20 protein-coding genes are annotated in these 20944 nt (G+C 34.5%); 9 read left to right on the top strand and 11 right to left on the bottom strand.

Features of this window, described 5'->3' with window-relative positions; translation table 11 throughout:
- The first annotated feature begins 80 nt into the window (after positions 1-80).
- The 5 genes from M0D21_RS12285 (at position 81) to M0D21_RS12265 (ending at position 6232) form a co-directional block, all read left to right on the top strand.
- Positions 81-1271 carry a pyridoxal-dependent decarboxylase gene (locus M0D21_RS12285; protein ID WP_248329888.1) on the top strand — a complete coding sequence of 397 codons (1191 nt, stop codon included), beginning with the start codon at positions 81-83 and terminating at the stop codon, positions 1269-1271.
- A gap of 271 nt (positions 1272-1542) precedes the next feature.
- A complete protein-coding gene (locus M0D21_RS12280; protein WP_248329886.1) occupies positions 1543-2616 on the top strand; it encodes a hypothetical protein in 1074 nt (357 codons plus the stop codon).
- A gap of 130 nt (positions 2617-2746) precedes the next feature.
- Positions 2747-3886: a hypothetical protein gene (locus M0D21_RS12275; protein ID WP_248329884.1), complete on the top strand. Its 1140-nt coding sequence runs from the start codon at positions 2747-2749 to the stop codon at positions 3884-3886.
- Between the two features lie 11 nt (positions 3887-3897).
- Positions 3898-5064 (top strand): molybdopterin-synthase adenylyltransferase MoeB, encoded by a 1167-nt coding sequence (moeB, locus tag M0D21_RS12270; RefSeq protein ID WP_248329882.1) that lies wholly within the window; start codon positions 3898-3900, stop codon positions 5062-5064.
- Between the two features lie 37 nt (positions 5065-5101).
- On the top strand, positions 5102-6232 hold the full coding sequence (locus M0D21_RS12265) for a putative porin (RefSeq protein ID WP_248329880.1): 1131 nt from the start codon (positions 5102-5104) through the stop codon (positions 6230-6232).
- A 274-nt stretch (positions 6233-6506) separates the two neighbouring features.
- Here the strand turns inward: M0D21_RS12265 and M0D21_RS12260 are convergent, their stop codons facing one another.
- The gene (locus M0D21_RS12260) at positions 6507-6956 is read right to left on the bottom strand and encodes a hypothetical protein (RefSeq protein ID WP_248329878.1); all 450 of its coding nucleotides are present in this window, start codon (positions 6954-6956) and stop codon (positions 6507-6509) included.
- 171 nt (positions 6957-7127) lie between these two features.
- Here M0D21_RS12260 and M0D21_RS12255 point away from each other — a divergent pair, with 171 nt between their 5' ends.
- Complete coding sequence (locus tag M0D21_RS12255; RefSeq protein ID WP_248329876.1) at positions 7128-7370, top strand: hypothetical protein; 243 nt, start codon at positions 7128-7130, stop codon at positions 7368-7370.
- Positions 7371-7497: 127 nt separating this feature from the next.
- The gene (locus tag M0D21_RS23065) at positions 7498-8628 is read left to right on the top strand and encodes a pentapeptide repeat-containing protein (protein ID WP_248329874.1); all 1131 of its coding nucleotides are present in this window, start codon (positions 7498-7500) and stop codon (positions 8626-8628) included.
- A 2-nt stretch (positions 8629-8630) separates the two neighbouring features.
- Here the strand turns inward: M0D21_RS23065 and M0D21_RS12245 are convergent, their stop codons facing one another.
- Both M0D21_RS12245 and M0D21_RS12240 read right to left on the bottom strand, forming a co-directional pair.
- Positions 8631-9065 (bottom strand): hypothetical protein, encoded by a 435-nt coding sequence (locus M0D21_RS12245; RefSeq protein WP_248329872.1) that lies wholly within the window; start codon positions 9063-9065, stop codon positions 8631-8633.
- Entirely contained in the window at positions 9062-9772 is a 711-nt protein-coding gene (locus M0D21_RS12240; protein WP_248329870.1) for a methyltransferase domain-containing protein, read from the bottom strand. Before M0D21_RS12240 ends, M0D21_RS12245 begins: the two co-directional genes overlap by 4 nt.
- A gap of 75 nt (positions 9773-9847) precedes the next feature.
- Between M0D21_RS12240 and M0D21_RS12235 the strand changes: the two genes are divergently transcribed.
- Complete coding sequence (locus M0D21_RS12235; RefSeq protein WP_248329868.1) at positions 9848-10417, top strand: nitroreductase family protein; 570 nt, start codon at positions 9848-9850, stop codon at positions 10415-10417.
- A 54-nt stretch (positions 10418-10471) separates the two neighbouring features.
- Here M0D21_RS12235 and M0D21_RS12230 read toward each other — a convergent pair whose 3' ends face one another.
- The 4 genes from M0D21_RS12230 to M0D21_RS12215 all read right to left on the bottom strand — a co-directional run bounded on the left by M0D21_RS12230 (position 10472) and on the right by M0D21_RS12215 (position 13361).
- Positions 10472-10834, bottom strand: coding sequence for a hypothetical protein (locus tag M0D21_RS12230; RefSeq protein ID WP_248329866.1), 363 nt, complete (start codon positions 10832-10834; stop codon positions 10472-10474).
- 106 nt (positions 10835-10940) lie between these two features.
- A complete protein-coding gene (locus tag M0D21_RS12225) occupies positions 10941-11717 on the bottom strand; it encodes a TIGR03915 family putative DNA repair protein (protein ID WP_248329864.1) in 777 nt (258 codons plus the stop codon).
- 11 nt (positions 11718-11728) lie between these two features.
- Entirely contained in the window at positions 11729-12991 is a 1263-nt protein-coding gene (locus tag M0D21_RS12220) for a putative DNA modification/repair radical SAM protein (RefSeq protein WP_248329862.1), read from the bottom strand.
- Complete coding sequence (locus M0D21_RS12215) at positions 12981-13361, bottom strand: endonuclease domain-containing protein (protein WP_248329860.1); 381 nt, start codon at positions 13359-13361, stop codon at positions 12981-12983. The genes M0D21_RS12220 and M0D21_RS12215 overlap by 11 nt, the downstream gene beginning before the upstream one ends.
- Before the next feature lie 163 nt (positions 13362-13524).
- Here M0D21_RS12215 and M0D21_RS12210 point away from each other — a divergent pair, with 163 nt between their 5' ends.
- Positions 13525-14292 carry an XRE family transcriptional regulator gene (locus M0D21_RS12210; protein WP_248329858.1) on the top strand — a complete coding sequence of 256 codons (768 nt, stop codon included), beginning with the start codon at positions 13525-13527 and terminating at the stop codon, positions 14290-14292.
- On the opposite strand, the gene M0D21_RS12205 is transcribed toward M0D21_RS12210, so the two are convergent.
- From M0D21_RS12205 to M0D21_RS12190, 4 genes are all read right to left on the bottom strand, one after another.
- Positions 14289-15290 (bottom strand): App1 family protein, encoded by a 1002-nt coding sequence (locus tag M0D21_RS12205; protein ID WP_248329856.1) that lies wholly within the window; start codon positions 15288-15290, stop codon positions 14289-14291. The two genes, M0D21_RS12210 and M0D21_RS12205, sit on opposite strands and share 4 nt — an antisense overlap.
- Before the next feature lie 78 nt (positions 15291-15368).
- A complete protein-coding gene (locus M0D21_RS12200) occupies positions 15369-17633 on the bottom strand; it encodes a sodium-translocating pyrophosphatase (protein ID WP_248329855.1) in 2265 nt (754 codons plus the stop codon).
- A gap of 111 nt (positions 17634-17744) precedes the next feature.
- Positions 17745-18275 carry an inorganic diphosphatase gene (locus tag M0D21_RS12195; protein WP_248330444.1) on the bottom strand — a complete coding sequence of 177 codons (531 nt, stop codon included), beginning with the start codon at positions 18273-18275 and terminating at the stop codon, positions 17745-17747.
- A 172-nt stretch (positions 18276-18447) separates the two neighbouring features.
- A complete protein-coding gene (locus M0D21_RS12190) occupies positions 18448-20943 on the bottom strand; it encodes a DUF5686 and carboxypeptidase-like regulatory domain-containing protein (RefSeq protein ID WP_248329854.1) in 2496 nt (831 codons plus the stop codon).
- Position 20944 lies beyond the last annotated feature (1 nt).

The raw sequence follows: 20944 nt of genomic DNA, 5'->3' as shown, positions 1-20944 counted from the left end.
ATTATTTTTTAGGTTAAAGTATTCTTTTATAAACTCAATCTTATTTAATAGTAACACACAACATCTTAAAACCTAGTATTATGCAGATAAGTCAAAGAGAATATCAAAATGAATTAGATACCTTTTTATCATATTTAAATTTCGAAAAAAAGAAGTGTTTTGGTATCCAAATGAATCAAGAAAATCAAGATTGTCTAGATTTTGCTCCTTTCTTAGAGCATACCCTTAATAATTTGGGAGATCCGTTTTGCGGAGAAGGAGGGCATCTTGAAACTTTTAAATATGAAAGAGAACTTGTTCGTATAGTGTCAGAGATATTACAATTAAATGCGGAAGATGTATGGGGTTATTATACTTCTGGCTCAAGTATTTCAAATTTACAAGGTGTTCATCTTGGACTTAGAAAAATGGGAGAAAATACGATTTTAGTTACATCAGAAGACGCACACAATAGTATAACTAAGGCGGCTTATATTACAAGAGTAAAACAAATAGTGCAGTTGCCAACAAACAACGAGGGGCAGATAGATCCCGATGCATTATCTGAATTTTTATCAAATACAGATAGAAGTCAAAATTTTGTTTTTTGCTTTTGTTCTGGGACTGTGTCCAAAGGAGCTTACGATGATGTAGAGTTACTAGTTTCTGTTATTGATCAGTATATAACCAAAGAACAATATTATGTACATCTCGATGCTGCACTTGGAGGTATGATAACTCCTTTTCTGGAAGGAAGACCTCTAAAACTAGATTTTAGTGTTCCAGAAATAGACAGCCTTTCGGTTAGTTTTCATAAACGAGTAGGTATTCCCGTTCCTGGATCTTTATTTCTCATGCGTAGATCTAGTCTTATGACTTGTAATGCAAATTCGTATGTAGAAGATTACGCATCTTTTGACACTACAATTCCTGGTTCCAGAGATGGTTTAACACCCTTTATTACTTTAATGAAACTCAAAAAAATAGGGATACAAGGAATGGTAGATAGAACAGAGAATGTATTACAAAAGGCGAAATGGTTTCATGAAAGGTTGTTGTCCTATGATATTAAGTCCCTACGTAATGATTTTTCTCCTTGTGTTTATTTTGAAGTTTCTTCTCCAGATATGCTTAAAGAGTTTCATATGCCGACGTACCGGAAAAGTGATGGTAAAATTTATACCCATATTTTTACTATGGAGCATGTTTGTCAAAATGAGCTCAACAACTTATTAAACAAAATAGTATCGTATAAAAAGAAAGATATACCGGTTCTCACGGTTTCCAAATAAACAACTTCATGGTATAAATGGTGATTCAAAAAAAGCACACCACATACCAACGCTAAGAGTGTTGAGCCTAATTAAATTTAGTGTTTCAATAAAAACCTATACAAGGCAAATAGCAAATATTTTAAGAATCAGTTTACTCTTTGGGTCAATATGAATTTAATATTCATATGAATCCCTCTCAGTTTGTAATGTCATCCAAATATTAGGGGTGCATTACTATCACACACATCATTTTAAGGCAAAAGTCTAATTATAACTTAATAAACAAATCATGAAACAAATCACAATTTTAGGGGTGGCTCTTTTGAGCTCAGTAGTTACATTTTCTCAAGAAAATAAGGGAGAGGTCAATCAAGAAGGAAATGATAATCTTGCGACCGTTGATCAAATTCTTACTCAGAACGATGCCAAAATTGAACAATTTGGAGATGCTAACATTGCGTCTACACTTCAATCTGGAGTTTTAAATGCGAGTAATGTATATCAATTAGGAGCGAATAACGCTGCATTTACAGAACAAATAGGAAGTGGTAACGCTAACCAAACCGATCAAAATGGAGTAGCAAACACTTCTTATATATCGCAAAAAAGTGATATTAACTATGCTAGTGTTACTCAAATTGGAGATGAGAATTCTTCGAATATAGATCAGCTATCCATGGGAGCTCCGGCAATTCACCCATCAGGATTCACCAATGGAGCCATAGTTTCTCAAGAGGGAAATAATAATGTCTCAAATATCGCCCAAGCAGGAGATGACGATATCGCATTAATAGTACAACAAGGAAACGCGAATAGCTCAGACGTTTTACAAGAAGGCGATAGCCACGGTAGTTGGATTACGCAGGTTGGAGATAATAATTTAAATACAGCTGTTCAAACAGGTGGTTTTCAGGCAAATTTTGTTACTCAGTTAGGTAATGGTAATGGAGCAGAAGTATATCAGTCTGGCAAGGCAAATTATTCAGAAATCATTCAAAACAACGATATTAACTATTCTAGTATTTTGCAAGATGGAGCCAATAACCAATCTTTTGTAAGTCAAACCTCGCTAGGTGCTCCTGCGGTGCATCCATCAGGATATAGCAACGGTGTAATACTAGAACAGAGAGGTGAAGGTAATGCTGCAAGCACGGTACAAGTTGCAGATGATGCAATATCTTTAGTTATTCAAGGAGGAAATGGTAATCTTTCTGATATCGTACAAGAAGGGTACGGTCAAGGAAGCTGGGTAACTCAGTTTGGAGAAGGTAACCAGAATACTATCTATCAAGGAGGAACATTCAATTCTGCAGTAGTAAACCAACTCGGGAATAGAAATGTATCACAGATAAACCAACAATAATTTATTACACAAGATTGCGAGGAGTACGAAAGTATTCGACATTAGAAAGTAATTATAGAGTTTCTTGTAGGTTGTGCGAATTCATGAATACGTTTCACCATTCCTTGCAATCTTTTTTACAATTTCAGCTATGAAAAAAGATAAATTAGTACTAGTTATACCGTTAATGTTCTCGTTGCTTTTTGGAGTATATTCTTGTAACGACTCTGATGATGAACCTGAAGCAGATACGAAAAAGTTTTTAAGTGAGATTCGCCCTATGTTTTTTGATAATCTAGACTTTACATCTTCTGAAATAGTTTCAGATATTCCATCATTCTTACAAAATATTAAAGAAACATTTGATGATGTAGAGACTCAATACAATGCGGGAGTATTTCAAAGTGTTAGTGATTTGGAGAATATGCGATTATTTAGTCAATATTTCTCTTTTTACATGCTGGGACTCACAGGAACCTATCTGGATGGAGGACTTACTTTTGAACAAATTAATGGAAACAGGCAAAAAGGGTTATTTTCTGGCTTAGATGCCAGTACTATTGATTTTGAACAGAAGGAAATGGAAGCGATGATGAAAAGAGCAGAAGCTGTTATAGAAAGAGGCTATAATATCAATGGATATAATGATAAAGCATATGGGTTTTATGTTGCAGTACGACAGGTACATGAACGACTAAAAAATAATAATTTGGCAAACCCCGAAGCTCACAATGATGCTATCGATTATGTGGGGGTGCGATTAATTAATTATGATGTCATCGCCAACTGGAACGTATTAATGTCGATGGTGACAATGACCAATTACGATGATCCCAGAAACACTTTTGGTAATCCTAGAATGGACGAATTACTGTTTCATGTAAATGCAAGATTAGTGCCTGGATCACTGGCAGATCTTGGTGGTCGATACCCCGAGATTCTTGGACCGCTCTATCGGTTTGATTTGAACTTGAAAAAACTAGATTGGATCATACAAACCAACGATCAGTTTTCTGAAACTGAACTTGAAGCGCTAGACTATCATATCCAAATTTTAGAGACCGCAAGTAACTTTATTAAGAATGAACGTACAGCACTTTTAAATTCCTGGGACGATAAAAACACATTTGATGAACGTGTTGCCAAAATGGAACAAATAAAAGCATTTAGACAAAATATAGAACAAACCAATCAACTGTTGGGGAAGCCTGATTTAAAGTCTTTTATAAACTCCGGAAGTTTTAAAAGAGCATATCAATGTTATTCCTGTCATAAACCATCAGGCTTATAAAACTTAAAATTATGAATGTAGAAGCTTACCTGGAAAAGATAAAAAAACATATCCCAGAGATTGATGTACAATTTGCATTTGAACAAACTTCTAAAGGTGCAATCTTAATAGATATAAGAGAAAAAGATGAGGTAAAACAGGGTAGTCCAGAAGCTGCTTTGCAAATTCCAAAGGGTCTTTTGGAGATGCAAATAATGAATGAAACTTCAAATTCGGAACAGCATATTTTCTTACTATGTGCTTCTGGACGAAGATCTCTCGTAGCCGCTTCAAATCTTAAAGCCATGGGATATGAGAATGTATTTTCGGTGAAGGGAGGATTTAAAGAGTGGAAAAATCAGGTGCTACCTGTAACTGTCCCTAAAATGCTAGATGAAGATAAAGCAGAACGATATAAAAGACATCTTTTAATTCCTGAATTAGGAGAAAAAGGACAGCTTAAACTATTAGAAAGTAAGGCTTTGATTGTTGGTGCTGGAGGGATAGGTTCTCCTGTAGCTCTTTATTTGGCAGCTGCGGGTGTAGGAACTATTGGAATTATAGATAACGATGTTGTAGATAGAACAAATTTACAACGCCAGATTCTTCATACCGAGGCCACTGTAAACACTCCAAAAGTTGAGTCGGCCAAAAAGACACTTCGGCAACTTAATTCAGATATTACCATCAATACATATAACGAAAGGCTTACCAAAGATAATGTAGAGGAAATAATGAGTGGCTATGATATTGTTTTAGATGGAACCGATAATTTTAATACACGGTATTTGATTAATGATGCTTGCGTTAAATTGAAAATACCCAACGTACACGGTTCGGTATTTAGGTTCGAAGGTCAGGTTGCGGTATTTTGGCCCGCTTATGCAGCAGAAGAGACACCTTGTTACCGATGCTTATATCCTACACCTCCGCCAGCAGAGTTCGCGCCTTCTTGCGCAGAAGCAGGAGTGCTTGGGGTGCTACCAGGCGTAGTTGGTGTATTATGTGCCACTGAAGCGATTAAAATTTTAGCAGAATTTGGCAAACCAATGCTTAAAAAACTATTAGTTTATAATGCATTAGATAGTGAGTTTTTTACCTACGATATCGAAAAACGTCCAGACTGTACTTACTGCAATTGCGACGATGTATCTCACTATCCCGATTATCAAAATATTGACTCTTTGTGCGCTGTGTAAGTCGCAGCTATTAGCCACATATACTATCCATAATTAGATGATACGAAAATTTTTCGTTCTTGTCTCTGTTTTTTGTGCTTTTCATTCGTCTGCACAATTAATAGAGAAGGATGCATTACGCTTTTCTGGAGATTTCAGATTTAGAGTAGAACAAGATTGGGATTCGAATAAATCCGACGGAACAAAAAGAGACGATAGAACACGCTATAGATATAGATTTCGTCTGCAAACAGTATATAATTACAAAGATTGGATTCAAGCTGGTGCTAGGATTCGAACCGGAAACAGAAATGATCAACAGGGGCCTCATGTTACTTTAGGGGGTAATGGAGGTGAGTTTTCGTTAATCGAACTTGGACTGGAAAAGGCTTATGTTCAATTTTATAATAAAAACTGGAAGGCTTGGTTAGGGAAAAATGTTTTTCCTTTTTATAAACAAAATGAATTGTTTTGGAATGATAACGTTTTTCCCGAAGGAATATCTGTTCAGTACAAACATTTTTTTGAAGATAAAACTGTGAGTGAGATCGATGTTAATCTTGGACATTTTGTAATCCTATCTCAAAACAAGTCTTTAGATGAAGATAGCTATTTGGTTGCGGGGCAGGTAAAAGCAAATTTATTCAATGATCGACTTATACTTTACCCTGGGATCTTTTATTTTAATGACATTGCCGATGTTCCAGATGGGAAAGGTACTTTTTTACAGAACTATGCTATTCTTAATGTTGGCGCTAAGTTTTCTATTTCCAAAAAAAGAAATATTTCTTTAGGAATAGACCTTTATTCTAATTTTGAAAGTTTAGACAATGAAAATATACCTGTAGGATTTGAAGATGAAAAGTTGGGGTATGTAGTAGGCTTACAAATGGGGAATATGAAAAAGGAAAAAACCTGGAAATTAGGCCTGTTTTATACCTACCTTGAAAAATATGCCATTGTCGATTATTTTGCACAAAATGATTGGGCGCGATGGGATTATTCTTCTTTTGAAGCTACCGGATCTAGATTGTCAAACTTTAAAGGGGTCGAACTATGTATTGGCTATCAAATCAATCGTAAATTGAATCTGATCTTCAGAGGTTTTAGAGTAGAACAAATTAAAAAACTGGGAGAGGAATTAGAAACTGGTAGCAGGGCCAGGTTAGACTTAAATTTCAAATTCTAATCTTAATATTTAATAGTTCAAGTATATTTCTTTTGTCGTATTAATATAAATAATCAACAAGAAACAAATGATGGGAGTTTATGACCTTCTTAATTTTTTAACAAAAAAGTCTTAAAAATCAAAAGATTAAGAATACTTTTTTGGTTTTTACTAATTCGTTTTTTTTATTTGCGACAAGGGAAATTTTGATTATTGGAATTAGCCAAGATGTTCCGTATTCAAAGTCCGTATATATAATAAGCCTTAAAGCATTTGCTTTGAGGCTTTTTCGGTTTTAGTTGGGTGCCAATACTCTATTGATAACGGTTGGAGAAAGTTTGACAAGCTCTATTCCATATTGGGATAGTGAAGAGTTTAGCTTAGTAATATCGATTTGATCTTTAAAATTTTTTAGATCGTCCTTTTGGGTATTTGAGATCACATTGCGAATATATTTGTTTACTTCAGGTTTAATTATAGTATTGTTTAGCTCCGTGATTTTGTCTTTATTTTGATATAATGAATCTTTTTTCTCAAGAGTGAACCTGTAAACTACATTAAGGTTCACCTTTTTTTTATCCATAGATTCGGCAATGGTTTCAAAGAGATAAAATAAAGTGTCTTTCGCAATTGTAACCACTTCTTCTTCATTAGTATCTGTGGTGAACGTTTTTGTGTCATTACTTTTTTTACAAGAAAAAACAATCCATATAAATACCGTTAAAAAAATAAATTTATGAGACATAAAACTGTAGTAGTGTTGATAGTTGTTTGCAAAAATAAGAAATACATTGAATAATTGTTGGTGTTCTAAAAACGATAAAACGTGTTTTTTATCGAGTATTGATGATTTAATTGAAACTATTTTTCATCTTTCAAAGCTGAAGATTCTAAATTCATTTGATATTTAATATTGATGTATTTAAAAAGTGGAGCGATGAATAAAGAATTAGATATTACAGAAATGAGATTAATCATTAGAAATTTAATCACATTTATAGTGGTTGAGGGAAAAGAATATGTAAGTGATCATCGTAAAAGAGAATATGTTACAGGATATGTACATCTATTAATTAAAGTAATGAATCTTATCGAAGAAGAAGAAGAATTTTCGCTTGTTGAAGACATTGCTAGTGATATTTCAACGTATTTGAAATAAAGAAGCATTTGTTGGATGCCTTTATGTTGTACGAAAGCTCATTTTATGCGTTATAATTTGGGCTTTCTTTTTTATGTCATAATAACTTTTATATCTTAAGCGTTTAAAATTCAAAACCCCTGGAACTGTGAATGAACAAGAATATATCGATAGGCTAAAGACCGAGAACAAAATTCTTCAGGATAAACTTGATAAAATTGACGACAAGAGAAAGAAAAAGAGAAAATTCAAATGGTGGTTATTAAAGAAATCTAGTGTACCCATTTTGGGATCAAGATTAAAACGAAGTATAAATGATGCAATACATGAGTATAAAGAGTACAAAACAGTGTCTGTAGATACGGTTTCTGATGTCTCATCTAGCATCATATGGAGAATTACTAGAATAGGGTTATTTGCATTTTTTTTCGCAGTTCTTCCTTCTACTATATTGGTTATACAAACACTTTTATTAAAAAATCAAAATGAGTTGGTACATAATCAAACCGATTTGGTTGAGTCTCAACGAAGATCATCTTTGGTGTTTGTAATGGATAATGTATTGAGCGATTTGAATGAAGAATTGAAGTATAAAGGTGTAAACTCTAAAAACAATATTAGTAATACCTTACAGGCAAGAATTGTAAGCTTATCGTTGGCAATGCAACCTTACAAATATAAAGAAGGGGAAAAGCTTATCGATAAGAAAATAAGTCCGGAGAGAGGTCAACTGCTCTACAGTCTTATAAAAAGTGATTTGGGACAACAATCGTTAAGTGATATATTTTACGCTGGTGATTTTGAATATAGTAGCTTGCGGGAAGTATCTCTTGGTAGGGGAGTATACCTAAAATATGCAAAATTGAATCATTCTAATCTTTATAAAGCCAATATGCCTGCTGCTAATCTTGCAAGTAGCGAATTGAAAGAAGTTGATATGAGTTATATAAATCTTTCTGATGCTAATTTGAGTAGGGCAAGACTTATTGAAGCTAATGTTAAAAATGCCGAAATGGCCGGAATTGATCTAACCAATGCAAATTTATCTGGTGCAGATTTTACAGGAGCAGACCTTTCTGAAGCTAAGTTATGGGGGGCAAAAATTGTTGATGCCAATTTTACTGATACCGTTCTAGATAATGTCATCGTTGATCGCCAAGATTGGATAGATTATATAAATGATACTTTGGATCTAAAAGGAGCTTCAGATATTAAAGACAAATACAGAGTGAAAAAGCAGGGAAAACAACAATTCGTTTTGGTTCCTAAAAAAGGGTAGTCTTAGTTTTTTCTAGGAAAAAGAAGTGTATGTACTTTTCCAACGAGCCAATTTCCGGCAGGGAAGTATAATGCAAAAAATAAAGCCATCCCCAAACTAAAGTTTTGCGGATTAAATAATTGGTCCAAAATATTGTTTGGGTACGCATATGAGGTTTTTAACCAATACCCTAAAAACTCTAATATTCCCATTGCAACCAAGCCATAGGCATACTGATCAAAAAAATGATATTTCTTCAGTATAATAGAAATAGGAACCATATATAAGATATAGCATGTAATGACTTGCCACCAATATGTAAATTTGGCAATTTCAACTTCTGCTCCAAAAACATTCATACCAAACCCCCATATAAAATAAATAATTATGTAGGTTATAATTAGAGTTTTTGGTGTTTGTTTAAGAGTAGTTAACCAGTCTGTCAATATGTTTTTCATTTGTAAAAATCTATAGTTACCAGCATCCTGAAAAAAGGTTTTTTTTCAATTTTAAACCGAGTAGCTTTACTGTTTTCTATGATGCTTTTAAGTTCTTTAATAGAAAATGCACGTTTAATCGCGATTAAGCCATCACTTTTTGCCATTTGTGAAATGGGAAGTAAAAATCGAATTGTTTTAAACAAAAAATAGGATGTTTTACTTCTATAAAGCTCACTAAAAATAATGTGTTTTATTTTGGTGGAGGATGTTTTTTTTAGAAAATTAATAAGTTGCTGATCATCAAAATGATATATAAAATGACTGCTTATCAGAATATCACATTCAGGCAATAAAAAGTCTTTCGCTAGTATATTTGCAACCATAAAATTTACTGGGGTATTTACTGAGGTATTTGATTGGGCAAATGAAATACTTTCTTTATTTCCATCTATACCGGTAAAGGTGGCTTTTATATTATGTCTTTCCAATGATTTTGAGAGGTGTTGGATGCAATCGCCCCCACCACAACCTAAATCTACAATATGCCAGTTTGTAGCTTGAGAATTCTTTTTACAATACCAAATAAGTGTTTTAGCAAGATATCGATGATTACCAAACCACCTGTTAATTAACTTAAGGCTGGACAGGGTTTCGGTTAATCTTTGACCCGACAGAGAAAGATCATCTAGTTGTTCCTGTTGAAGTAATCTGCGACTGGAATTCAAATTAGGTATATTTGTTAATCGATTGCTAGTAGCTTTAGTCTTTCGAATATTAATAACTTTACAAAAAGAAATTGTATGTCAAATATAGATGAAATAATTAGACAAAGAAGGTCTGTTTTTCCTCCTCAATACAATGATAAGCCAATAGCTAAAGAATTTATCATTAAATTGTTAGAAAATGCAAATTGGGCGCCTACACATAGATTAACAGAACCCTGGAGATTTAAGGTGCTACAAGGTAATGCAAAAGATAAATTGGGAAAGTTTTTATCTGATACCTATACAGATATTACTACTGATGAAGCGTTTTCTCCTTTCAAACACAAAAAAATAATAAATAACTGCAAATCGGCTCAGGTGATTATTGCCATTTGCATACAACGAGATCTAAAACAAAGAGTTCCTGAGTGGGAAGAAATTGCCTCAACGGCTATGGCTGTTCAGAACATGTGGCTTACTTGTGCGGCAAATGATGTTGGGTGTTATTGGAGCAGTCCAAAGTTAATTGAATATATGGGTGATTTTTTTGATTTTGAAGAAGGGGAGAGGTGCTTAGGCTTTTTCTATATGGGCTATTATGATAAAGAAGAAGACTTAGACTCGAAAAGAGGAGCAGCGATGGAAAAAGTAAAGTGGCTAGAATAAAATATAAAAGCCATCTCTGTTAAGAGATGGCTTTTGTCCTAATATCAATCTCAATTAGTTATCTTTCTTGAGAGCGTCCTTAACGGCATCAGATGCCTTTTCAGTACCCTCTTTTACTGCGTCTGTAGCAGCATCTGTAGCAGCATCTACTGCTTCACCAGCAGCGTCTTTTGCAGCGTCTACTGCTTCACCAGCAGCATCTTTTGCAGCGTCTACTGCTTCACCAGCAGCATCTTTTGCAGCCTCAGCAGCTTCACCAGCAGCGTCTTTTGCAGCTTCAGCAGCCTCGCCAGCGGCATCAACAACTTCAGTTGCAGCGTCTTTTGCAGCTTCTTCGGCTTCTTTAGCAGTTTCTCTACACGATGTTACTGATACAGCTAACATTAGAGCCATAGCTCCTAGAAAAATTTTTTTCATAATAAATAGATATAGTTAATTGGTTACTTAACGTCAAATGTAACACTTTATTTTGTTAGATAAAAAACATGCCTTGAGATGTGTAAAGTAGATACCAATGATTTTGTTACTCTCTAATGTTTTTTTCAGTTAAATATTTCCAATATCTCTTAGGGAGATGTTGTACATGTAATTTGGTGTTTTTTCGGGACTTTATGTTCACGCTGTTATAGTAAGTACTCCATAGTTTTTGAAAATCTACCTCCTGTTTTTTGTAGATGTTTTGAATTTGATTGGGTAGGATTTTTGCTGGCTCTTCCAAAGTTATTATTTCTACAGAGGTGAGATCATAGAAGATACCATATTTTCTGTTCGTATCATAGATGAGCCATTTCTGATCGGCATATCTATCTTTAAAATGTTTAACGATTAAAGGCAAAACATTAAAGTCTGGTGAAACCGTTGAGGTATAAATGTCATCTTTTGTCAATTGAAACCTTACAAAAGCTTCCACTCTATGTTTTTCTCGATCTACCATTTTAGCAACCTGTGTAATTTTGAGGATATCCTTATTTCCAAAATCAATATGTTGATTTATAGGATTACTAAAGATTGTTCTCATATAGCTAAAAAGAGTGTTTTCAACACCTTTTATTTCGCTTAGAAAAGCTTTGAAAAAACCTCTTTGTTCGTTGGGTTTAGTCCTAGACTTAAACCCTTCCCAAACTCTATTTGCCTTTTGACGGTTGGTAATAATGGTTTCGTTGATGGTAAACAACTGGTTGTTGGTTTGATATTCTTTTCTAATAATAGGAGAAGTAATTTTTTGATCATAGGCAACAAATACGCAACTTAAAAAACCGTCGAAACTCCCGTCATAAAGTAAAATGGTTTGTGCGTTCATAAGTTAAGATATTAGGAAAAAAGACTGAGTTGCCCGTTGATAAGTTTTTTGTATTTACTACTACTATTTTTTACAATTTTTTCTTTTAAAGAAATCGCAGAAAGTTCTTTTTTGTAAAAATCTTTAGAATCGCAAACGATAAAAAATTGAGCTCTGTTTAATGCGATTCCAATCGCTTTTAAATGAGACCAATTTAATTTTCTGAATTTTCTGGCTTGTAGTATTTTGTATACAGATTGCATCCCAATACCTGGTATTCGGGCAAGCATAGTTTTGTCTGCTTTATTAATATCTACGGGAAATAAGTTCAAATTTCGTAGCGCCCAACTTAATTTCGGATCAATATCTACATCAAGGTTTTTATGTGTGTCATTAAGTATCTCATTAACTGAGAAACCATAAAAACGAATAAGCCAATCTGTTTGATAAAGCCTGTTTTCACGAAGCATGGGCACTGCGGTACCAAGGGAGGGAAGGCGATTATCGGTTAAAACCGGAACATATCCCGAATAATACACTCTTCGCATATTGAACTTTTTGTAATAGTAATTGGCAGACCGCATAATATCCCAATCGCTTTCTCCAGTAGCTCCAATGATCATTTGTGTACTTTGCCCTGCTGGAGCATATCTAGGTGTACTTTTGATAATTTTCTTCTCTTCTTTGTATTGAATAATTTCGTTTTTAACCTTGGTCATTGGTTTAACAAAATCTTCATGCTTTTTATCTGGAGCAAGTAGTTTAAGTCCAGAAATGGTAGGAATTTCTATATTTACGCTTAAACGATCTGCATATAATCCAGCTTGTCGCATTAGTTCGTCGCTAGCACCTGGAATAGATTTGAGATGAATGTATCCGTTAAAATTTTCTTCTAGACGTAATTTTTTGGCTACTTGAATTAAACGTTCCATGGTATAATCGGCATTTTTAAAAATGCCAGAACTTAAAAAGAGGCCCTCAATATAGTTTCTTCTATAAAAATTAATAGTAAGGTCCACAACTTCTTGGATCTTAAAAGCTGCTCTTTTTATATCGTTACTTTTTCTTGTTATACAATAAGCACAGTCATAGATACAATGATTCGTAAGAAGTATTTTTAAGAGCGAAACACATCTGCCATCCTCTGTGTAACTATGGCAAATTCCCATTCCGGTATTGTTCCCTAATCCTTTATTGGTATTTGATCGTTTGCCTCCGCTACTAGCGCATGAAACATCATATTTGGCAGCATCAGCTAGGATAGATAATTTTTCTCTAATACGGTCAAACGACATAAGAATTGACCTTTGATTTTATCTGCGTATTAATGGCTCTGAAAATTTCACAAATATCTACGAGAATCTGATGATCTGTAAATCGCAATACTGTAATTCCTAATGAAGAAATAAACAGTTTTTTGGGCGCATCGAGATTGTGGATATCTGAAAATTCATGAGCATATCCATCTACCTCTATGGCAATTTTGAATTTCGGACAATAGAAATCAAAACGATATCTACCTATAATTTGATTACGTTTAAATTGATATCCCTTATCTATTAGTTTTATGTCAAGATGTTCTTTAACCTCAATGCTGTTGTTTAATGAGTGACGTATGATCTTTTCTGGAACTTTTTGATGTAAAGCGATAATTTGTGAAGACATAGTTGGATGTTTAGTAGTAATTTTTCCAAATTTATGGAAAATTTCCATAATAATTAAAATATATTTATGTTAAAATTGGAAATATTCCAAAATCTCGTATCTTTGTTAGAAATTATCCCAAATCATTAGTTTGCTTATGAGATAATAATAAAAATCCTAGTTTATGGATAACTTAACTGACCAAACCATTAAGCGATTTAAATCAATTCGCGAAGAGAATCATTATACCCAAGCCGATTTTGCAAAGATTTTGGATATTAAAAATTCCACTGCAGATATCGAAAGGGGTAAGACGAAAATTTCAGGGAAAGTAGTGGCTAAATTGCTACAAGAGTTTAATGTAAACCCGCTTTGGTTATTTGGGGAAAGTAATCAGAAAAAAATCCAGTTACAGGAAGGAGATGTTGCACCAAAGGTAATCACAGTAGATACACAGAATAATGAGAACATTGTTTTGGTAAATGTGAAAGCAGCCGCAGGTTATCCTCATAATGTACAGGATGTAGATTGGTATCAACAGTTACCTGCTTTTGATATCCCTTTGCCGGAATATCGTAATGCTACCTATAGAGGTTTTCAGGTTGAAGGGGATAGTATGATGCCCGTGCTGGAACCAAAAGAGTGGGTAATAGGAAAAGCTATTAATAGTCTTTCTGAAATTGGGTCAAATGCCATTTGTGTTGTAGTGTTGGAAGATAGCGTTGTGGTAAAAAAGGTGAGAAAAAATGAAGACGCTTCTACAATTACCTTAATTTCATTAAACCCGGAGTATCTACCTTACACTATTCAGGTACATCAAATTGTAGAACTGTGGGAAGTAAATAGTAAATTAAGTTTTAATATTGATGCTAACTCAGATTCGGCAAGTATTAAACAGTTACAGGAAGCGATGCTTGCACTTACTTCGGAAGTAAGAAGTCTGAAAAGCTAATCGATTAGGCCTATTTCCTTCGCATGATCAAGGGCTTCCCTTGAAGTGCGAACAAGTAAGGTGGGTGCAAGTTTGAAAGAATTTATAATTTTTTGAATACGTCTTTCCTTTTTACGATGGTCCACATTTCTTAGGTAGATTGCTAAAATTCTACCTTTAAATTCTTTTGCAATTTGTGTATAAATATCTGCGTCTTTTTCTCCACAATCTCCAATTAAAACAAATTTCATTTTGGGATACATCTTTAATAAATTGGTGATCTCAGATTGTTTATGCGGAATCTTGGGTTTAGGTGTTTTGTCAAAAGGAGTTCTGAAATCTCTCAATAAGATTGGCCCTTTGGGGAAATTATTCCTTTTAAAAAAAGCACTTAAATAATCATACAAATTCCAAGGGCTATTACTCACATAAAAAAAAGGATTTACAGGCTTGTTACTTTTTCCATACTGTAATTTTTTGTAAAAATTGACAGTCCCTTCGATAGCTTGTCGTTTGTCGAAATTTTTAAAAATCGTATTTGCAATAACCCTCCATTTAAAAAAAGAAGCTACTCCTGTATGAATAATGGTGTCATCTATATCGCTTATGATACCATATTCAGTTTCAGAAGAGGGAATAAGCATTTGACTTTGGAAAGTGTTGCCATCGCTTATTTTTTTTCTCATCAGTTCTTTTTTATAAGATACTGCGTAGTCTACCCAATAATTTTCAGTGTTTTGGGTATCTGGTATAGAAGTCTCTAACTCCACATGATAATATCCTTCATGATCAGTAGTTGTTTCAACAGTTTTTCCATTAGGGAGATGTATGTTGATAGGAATGTTTCTTACCTCGTCACTTTCAAATTGGCGATAAATATTTCTAAGGGTTTTAAAAATACTTTGGTTGTCACTAAAATCTACGTTTTCGTCTTCAAGGGCTCTACCAGTTGCACGAAAAAATGTCTTTGTGCCATATCCTTGATAGGTGTTGATACGTAACGTTTTCTTTTTAAACATGTAAAAAGTAGATTTTGATATAAAAATAAACAACCTCGTTCAAAGGAACGAGGTTGTTTAAAGATAATTTTATGTTTTTTATTTTGATACAGACTTTATGATCGCCACTTTATCTGTAGTTTCAGTAGTCGAAGATTTGTTTTCTTCTACCTTTATAACCTTAGCATCTTGATCGGCGACAGCTGTTTCTTCATGATGTCCGCCTAATATAGGAGCGATTACAAGCCCAACTAAACACGTAAGTTTAATCAAAATATTCATAGAAGGACCAGAAGTATCTTTAAAAGGATCTCCTACAGTATCTCCAGTAACGGCAGCTTTATGTGCGTCAGACCCTTTATAGGTCATTTCTCCATCAATTTCGACACCTGCTTCAAATGACTTTTTAGCATTATCCCAAGCACCTCCGGCGTTGTTTTGAAAGATTGCCCACATTACACCAGATACACAAACTCCAGCCATATAACCTCCTAAAGGTTCAGCACCAAATAGAAGTCCGATTATAATAGGAGTAATAATGGTAATTAAACCTGGTAATATCATTTCTTTTAAGGCAGCTTTTGTAGAAATGTCTACACATTTTGCGTATTCGGGAGTTCCTGTTCCTTCCATTATACCCGGAATCTCTTTAAATTGTCGACGCACTTCCTGAACCATTTCCATGGCGGCCTTACCTACCGATTTCATTGCTAAAGCTGAAAATATTACAGGAATCATTCCTCCTACGAATAACATAGCTAATACATCTGCTTTGAAAATGTTGATACCATCGATACCCGTAAAAGTTACATAGGCAGCAAATAATGCCAATGCGGTTAAGGCGGCAGATGCAATAGCAAAACCTTTACCAACCGCAGCAGTTGTATTACCTACCGAATCTAAGATATCTGTACGTTCACGTACATGATCTTCTAATTCACTCATTTCGGCAACACCTCCTGCGTTATCGGCTATAGGGCCAAAGGCATCAATAGCCAATTGCATAGCTGTAGTTGCCATCATAGCAGAAGCTGCAAGCGCAACACCATAAAAACCTGCAAGTTCATAAGAACCATAAATTGCGGCAGCAAAAAGAATAACAGACAAAAAAGTAGATTTCATTCCTACTGCTAGTCCAGCAATAATATTGGTTGCAGCACCTGTGGAACTATTTTGTACAATGTCTAGTACGGGTTTTTTTCCTAAACTAGTATAATATGCGGTTACAATAGATATTAGAGCTCCTACGGCTAGGCCAATAAGCGTAGAATAAAATACATTCATTGAAGATACGTCCTTAACTCCTTCTCCAAAGAAATTCATTTGCATGGTTGAAGGCAGCATATATTGAATTAAGAAATAACTTGCAACTACTGTTAAAATAATAGCTACCCAATTCCCTAGATCCAAAGCTTTTTGTACCTGAGCTTCTTTTGCTTCATTGTTTTTTACTCCTACTAAAAAAGTACCGATAATCGAAGCCAGAATCCCTACTCCAGCAATAACTATTGGTAGAAGAATTGGTCCCATGTTACCAAAAGCATCAGTAAACTGAGTCGTGTGAGACATGTCCCGAATCACGTAATTTCCTAGTACCATTGCAGCAAGAACGGTAGCTACATACGAACCAAAAAGGTCGGCACCCATTCCTGCAACATCTCCAACATTATCACCTACATTATCTGCTATGGTTGCAGGGTTTCGAGGATCATCTTCTGGGATACCAGCTTCAACCTTACCTACCAAATCAGCTCCAACATCTGCAGCTTTGGTGTAAATACCACCTCCAACTCGAGCAAATAGAGCGATTGACTCTGCTCCTAGAGAAAATCCTGCCAGAGCTTCGAGTACTATAGTCATATTGTTATAAAAAGATCCTTCGTTACCCATAAATTGCGAGCTAAAAAACAGGAAAAACAAACTTAACCCTAACACGGCCAGACCTGCAACTCCTAATCCCATGACAGTACCTCCTCCAAAAGAAACTTTTAATGCCTGAGGAAGACTAGTTTTGGCAGCTTCTGCGGTTCTTGCGTTAGCTTCTGTAGCAATACGCATACCTATGTTTCCTGCTAATGCAGAAAAAATAGCACCAAAAATAAAAGCCGGAACAATCATCCAACTTGTTGTGTCAACAATGGTTGAAATTCCAAATAGTGCTGCTGAAGCAATAACCACAAAAATTAATAGTAATCTATATTCTGCTGCAAGGAAAGCTAAAGCACCTTCTTTTATACTTTTAGAAATACCTTGCATTTTTTCGTTACCAGGGGCTTGTTTTTTGACCCAGGCCATTTTAATGAACATAAAAAGTAAGCCCAGAATTGCCAATGCAATTGGTACGAAGATCATATTTGATTCCATAAATATATTTTAAGTTAATTAGTGGCTAAAAGTAGTAAAAATACCCTAAATACAAAAAGCTCAATGTTTATTATAAATCATTGAGCTTTTTTAAATTTTTTTAACGAAAATTTAATGGATACTAAACAGACCCTTAGGTTTGTCTTCAAGATCCTCAAAACGCTTTACGCACGCCTTGATGATCGCTTTTGCATCATCTATATTTCCCCATCCGCCTACATCTACTTTTTTCTTCTCAAGATCTTTATATACTTGGAAGAAGTGTTCAATTTCACTAATCAAATGTGGATTCATTTCTTTTAGATCGGCAAGTTTGTTTGCAATTGGGTCAGAAACAGGTACGCAAATGATTTTTTCATCAGGACCTTTTTCATCTGTCATATGAAATACACCAATTGGTTTTACTTCCATAACGCAACCAGGAAAGGTAGGTTCTGTTACTAAAACTAGTACATCAAGAGGATCTCCATCTAATGCCATAGTCTCAGGTATAAAACCATAATCTGCCGGATACATCATCGAAGAAAATATCATTCGATCGTATCGAATTTTTTTAATATCAAAGTCGTATTCGTATTTATTTCTACTTCCCTTTGGGATTTCAATTAGTACATCGAAGCTTTCTTTGGTAGCTGCGCTCATAATTTTTGTTTTCATTTAATGGGCGGCAAAGATAGGTAATGCAAGGGTTTACTTAAAACTTATTGACAAAAAATATTGTGTTTTCACTTAAATTTTAACCTTAAGATAAACTATAACGTTTTCAAAATCGAAAATAGATTATTTTTTGGTTAAAAATGTATGCAAAGTAGATTTAGAAATAAAATCCGAAAGATCCGGTAACTCCAAATTTACGAGCGTCTGGATTATCAAAATAATTCCCTCTGAAATGAAAATCGATTCTGAAAATTTTAAATATGTTTCCAACTCCAACACTATACTCCCAGTAGATTTCATCATCTGGAGAGATCAATATTTCGTTTGAGGGTGCGCTAAGTAATAAATTTTCTTCAGAGAGCTCTCCCCATGCTCCTCGAATTCCGACTAGTTCTCTTAAGTTCAATTTACGTAGTAAAGGTATTCTCGAAAAAATTCTTCCGTTGAAATTATGTTCCAGATGTAAAGTAGCATATGTATCTGTTACAAATTCATAGAAGTTAAGAAGAGGAAAAGTGTTGTATATAGAAAGATAGGTCTGATTTCCAGGAATTACACTTAATAAGCCTAATGGAACGTCTCCGAACGTTTTTCCTACCTCAAGTGTACTGTTTAATCGGCCAAAACCACCAATATTCCAAGGCTGTTGGTATAAAAATTGAATTTTTTGATATTCAAAATCACTTTCTATAATATCTTTTAGTCCTACTGAATAGTTGAGAAATAGGGTTGCAAAATCCCCATCGTTTACCACCACTCTATCAACACCATATCCTGTAGTTTTTCTGCCGGGGAAATATGCAATAGACGTACCTATTTCGGTCTGGTTTATCTCTTGTCTTAATTCACCTGAATCCGGATCAACAAAATCTAGACTAAAGCGCGAACGATCAGCAGGTTTAAGGTTTCTAAAAGAGGTAGTTACTCCTAAAGTTAAGTTTTTCTTAGGCTCTAACTGCAAAGAAAAAGCCGATAGGTTTATAGAGGTCAATCTGTCATTATCACCAGTTGCAATAATAGAAGAGGAGGCTAAGCTTCTTCCTTCTACATCATTGGTATTGGTTAAACTCGCGCCCAACTGCTCCACATCACGACGATTACCTGCAGAAGCAATTAATCTGGATTTTCTGTCGATCAGATATTTACCAGAAATACCGTATTTAAATTTCTGATCTTTAAAACCATAAGCACCATATCCTTCAATTCTCCAACGATCATTTCTTGAGAAATAAGTTCGCCCTCCCGCTCGAAGTCTCCAACCTTCGATATCATTGAAACCGACTGTCGAGAATAGAGGTCCAAAATCGAAACCATCAAATTCTATATAACCTGTAGCGAGAATAGTACCAATATTATAAAGGCGTTTAAAAGCCTTAACGGTTCTTAAGGTATCTAGTAATTTATAGACCTTTTGCTCATCTTTATTCAATTCTTCCATCCGGGCATTTTGCCAGAAAGAGTCAGCGCGGTTATAAATATCTTGATCATAAGGATCTACCTGAGCTTGGTAAAACTTCTTATCTTTTTTGATGTCGAATTTATAGTTGTCGTAAAGAGTGGTTCTTTTTCCATATACACCTCTGGACTTTTCTTTCTTGCTGAACGAGAAGTCTGATTGAAAATAATCTTTGGTGATTAAGAATATGGAATCATTTAGAACATCAAATTCTTGTTCTATATAAAGATCTTTTACCCAGTTTATATTTGCACTTTTGGTAACTTCAAGATTGATGTCTTTGATAGCCCATGTGGTGTCATTCACCCAGAAATCTCCCTGGAAGGTAAGTTCGTTTTTTCTTCTAGGATAATACACAATATTGTAACACCATTTATTGTCTATATAAGCACTATCGGTAAGAACATAATTGTAGACATCGATACCTGTTCTCGAAAGAGGACTGGTGAAACTTTTGTCAAAGAATTTTAGATAATTATCATAAACATCATAGTCTGAATATAAATCCTTTACAAAGGCAATAAGTGTTTGGTTGTCACTAAATCCAGCATTTTTATTCCCGGTTAGTACCTCCTTAAAATCATTTGAGGTATTGTCACCATATACTTTAGAAATAGCTTCATTTAAGAATATAGGCAAGTAAGTTTTTCCTGTAATTCTAGAAGTGTCGACATCGTCAAATATGAACTCCATACCATTGAAAATTCGACTGTTTACCAAAGCACTGTCAATGGTATTAAGATCGAATTCCAATTTTTCATACTTGTCGTACTGATATTGTTTGAATTTCTTTACTCCATTTGCCCTTCGATTATCCCATATCTTTCTCAAAATGTCTATCGCAGGATTGTTCTTTTTGGATGTTTTTCCTTTATATATGACCACCTCATCTAGAGCGGCCGCTTCTTCTTCAAGGATAATCTCCATATTATAGGTAACCTTTTTGGTTAGCTCTATGTTTTTGGTTTTAAACCCTATAAAGGAAATTTTTATATTAGAATAATTCTCGTCAGACTCCATGTAGAACCTACCATTTTCATCGGTAATAGTTCCTACAGTAGAATTTACAAAAACCACATTTGCAAACGGAATAGGTTGTTTGTAATTGTCATAGACCTGGCCACCAACTTTTGTTTGTGCAAGAAGAAATGAGCAGCTAAAAAGTGTCAGAATTCCTCCTAAGATCAAATGTCTCATC

The organism is Aquimarina acroporae (assembly GCF_023195925.1).
Lineage (GTDB): Bacteria > Bacteroidota > Bacteroidia > Flavobacteriales > Flavobacteriaceae > Aquimarina > Aquimarina acroporae.
This window is presented reverse-complemented; position numbering and strand designations above follow the sequence as displayed.

What these genes read in the sequence shown, in the direction of transcription:
- M0D21_RS12285 (WP_248329888.1), top strand. Translation starts at nt 81, where the DNA reads ATGCAGATAAGTCAAAGAGAATATCAAAATGAATTAGATACCTTTTTA.
- M0D21_RS12280 (WP_248329886.1), top strand. Translation starts at nt 1,543, where the DNA reads ATGAAACAAATCACAATTTTAGGGGTGGCTCTTTTGAGCTCAGTAGTT.
- M0D21_RS12275 (WP_248329884.1), top strand. Translation starts at nt 2,747, where the DNA reads ATGAAAAAAGATAAATTAGTACTAGTTATACCGTTAATGTTCTCGTTG.
- moeB (WP_248329882.1), top strand. Translation starts at nt 3,898, where the DNA reads ATGAATGTAGAAGCTTACCTGGAAAAGATAAAAAAACATATCCCAGAG.
- M0D21_RS12265 (WP_248329880.1), top strand. Translation starts at nt 5,102, where the DNA reads ATGATACGAAAATTTTTCGTTCTTGTCTCTGTTTTTTGTGCTTTTCAT.
- M0D21_RS12260 (WP_248329878.1), bottom strand. Translation starts at nt 6,956, where the DNA reads ATGTCTCATAAATTTATTTTTTTAACGGTATTTATATGGATTGTTTTT.
- M0D21_RS12255 (WP_248329876.1), top strand. Translation starts at nt 7,128, where the DNA reads ATGTATTTAAAAAGTGGAGCGATGAATAAAGAATTAGATATTACAGAA.
- M0D21_RS12245 (WP_248329872.1), bottom strand. Translation starts at nt 9,065, where the DNA reads ATGAAAAACATATTGACAGACTGGTTAACTACTCTTAAACAAACACCA.
- M0D21_RS12235 (WP_248329868.1), top strand. Translation starts at nt 9,848, where the DNA reads ATGTCAAATATAGATGAAATAATTAGACAAAGAAGGTCTGTTTTTCCT.
- M0D21_RS12230 (WP_248329866.1), bottom strand. Translation starts at nt 10,834, where the DNA reads ATGAAAAAAATTTTTCTAGGAGCTATGGCTCTAATGTTAGCTGTATCA.
- M0D21_RS12225 (WP_248329864.1), bottom strand. Translation starts at nt 11,717, where the DNA reads ATGAACGCACAAACCATTTTACTTTATGACGGGAGTTTCGACGGTTTT.
- M0D21_RS12220 (WP_248329862.1), bottom strand. Translation starts at nt 12,991, where the DNA reads ATGTCGTTTGACCGTATTAGAGAAAAATTATCTATCCTAGCTGATGCT.
- M0D21_RS12215 (WP_248329860.1), bottom strand. Translation starts at nt 13,361, where the DNA reads ATGTCTTCACAAATTATCGCTTTACATCAAAAAGTTCCAGAAAAGATC.
- M0D21_RS12210 (WP_248329858.1), top strand. Translation starts at nt 13,525, where the DNA reads ATGGATAACTTAACTGACCAAACCATTAAGCGATTTAAATCAATTCGC.
- M0D21_RS12205 (WP_248329856.1), bottom strand. Translation starts at nt 15,290, where the DNA reads ATGTTTAAAAAGAAAACGTTACGTATCAACACCTATCAAGGATATGGC.
- M0D21_RS12200 (WP_248329855.1), bottom strand. Translation starts at nt 17,633, where the DNA reads ATGGAATCAAATATGATCTTCGTACCAATTGCATTGGCAATTCTGGGC.
- M0D21_RS12195 (WP_248330444.1), bottom strand. Translation starts at nt 18,275, where the DNA reads ATGAGCGCAGCTACCAAAGAAAGCTTCGATGTACTAATTGAAATCCCA.
- M0D21_RS12190 (WP_248329854.1), bottom strand. Translation starts at nt 20,943, where the DNA reads ATGAGACATTTGATCTTAGGAGGAATTCTGACACTTTTTAGCTGCTCA.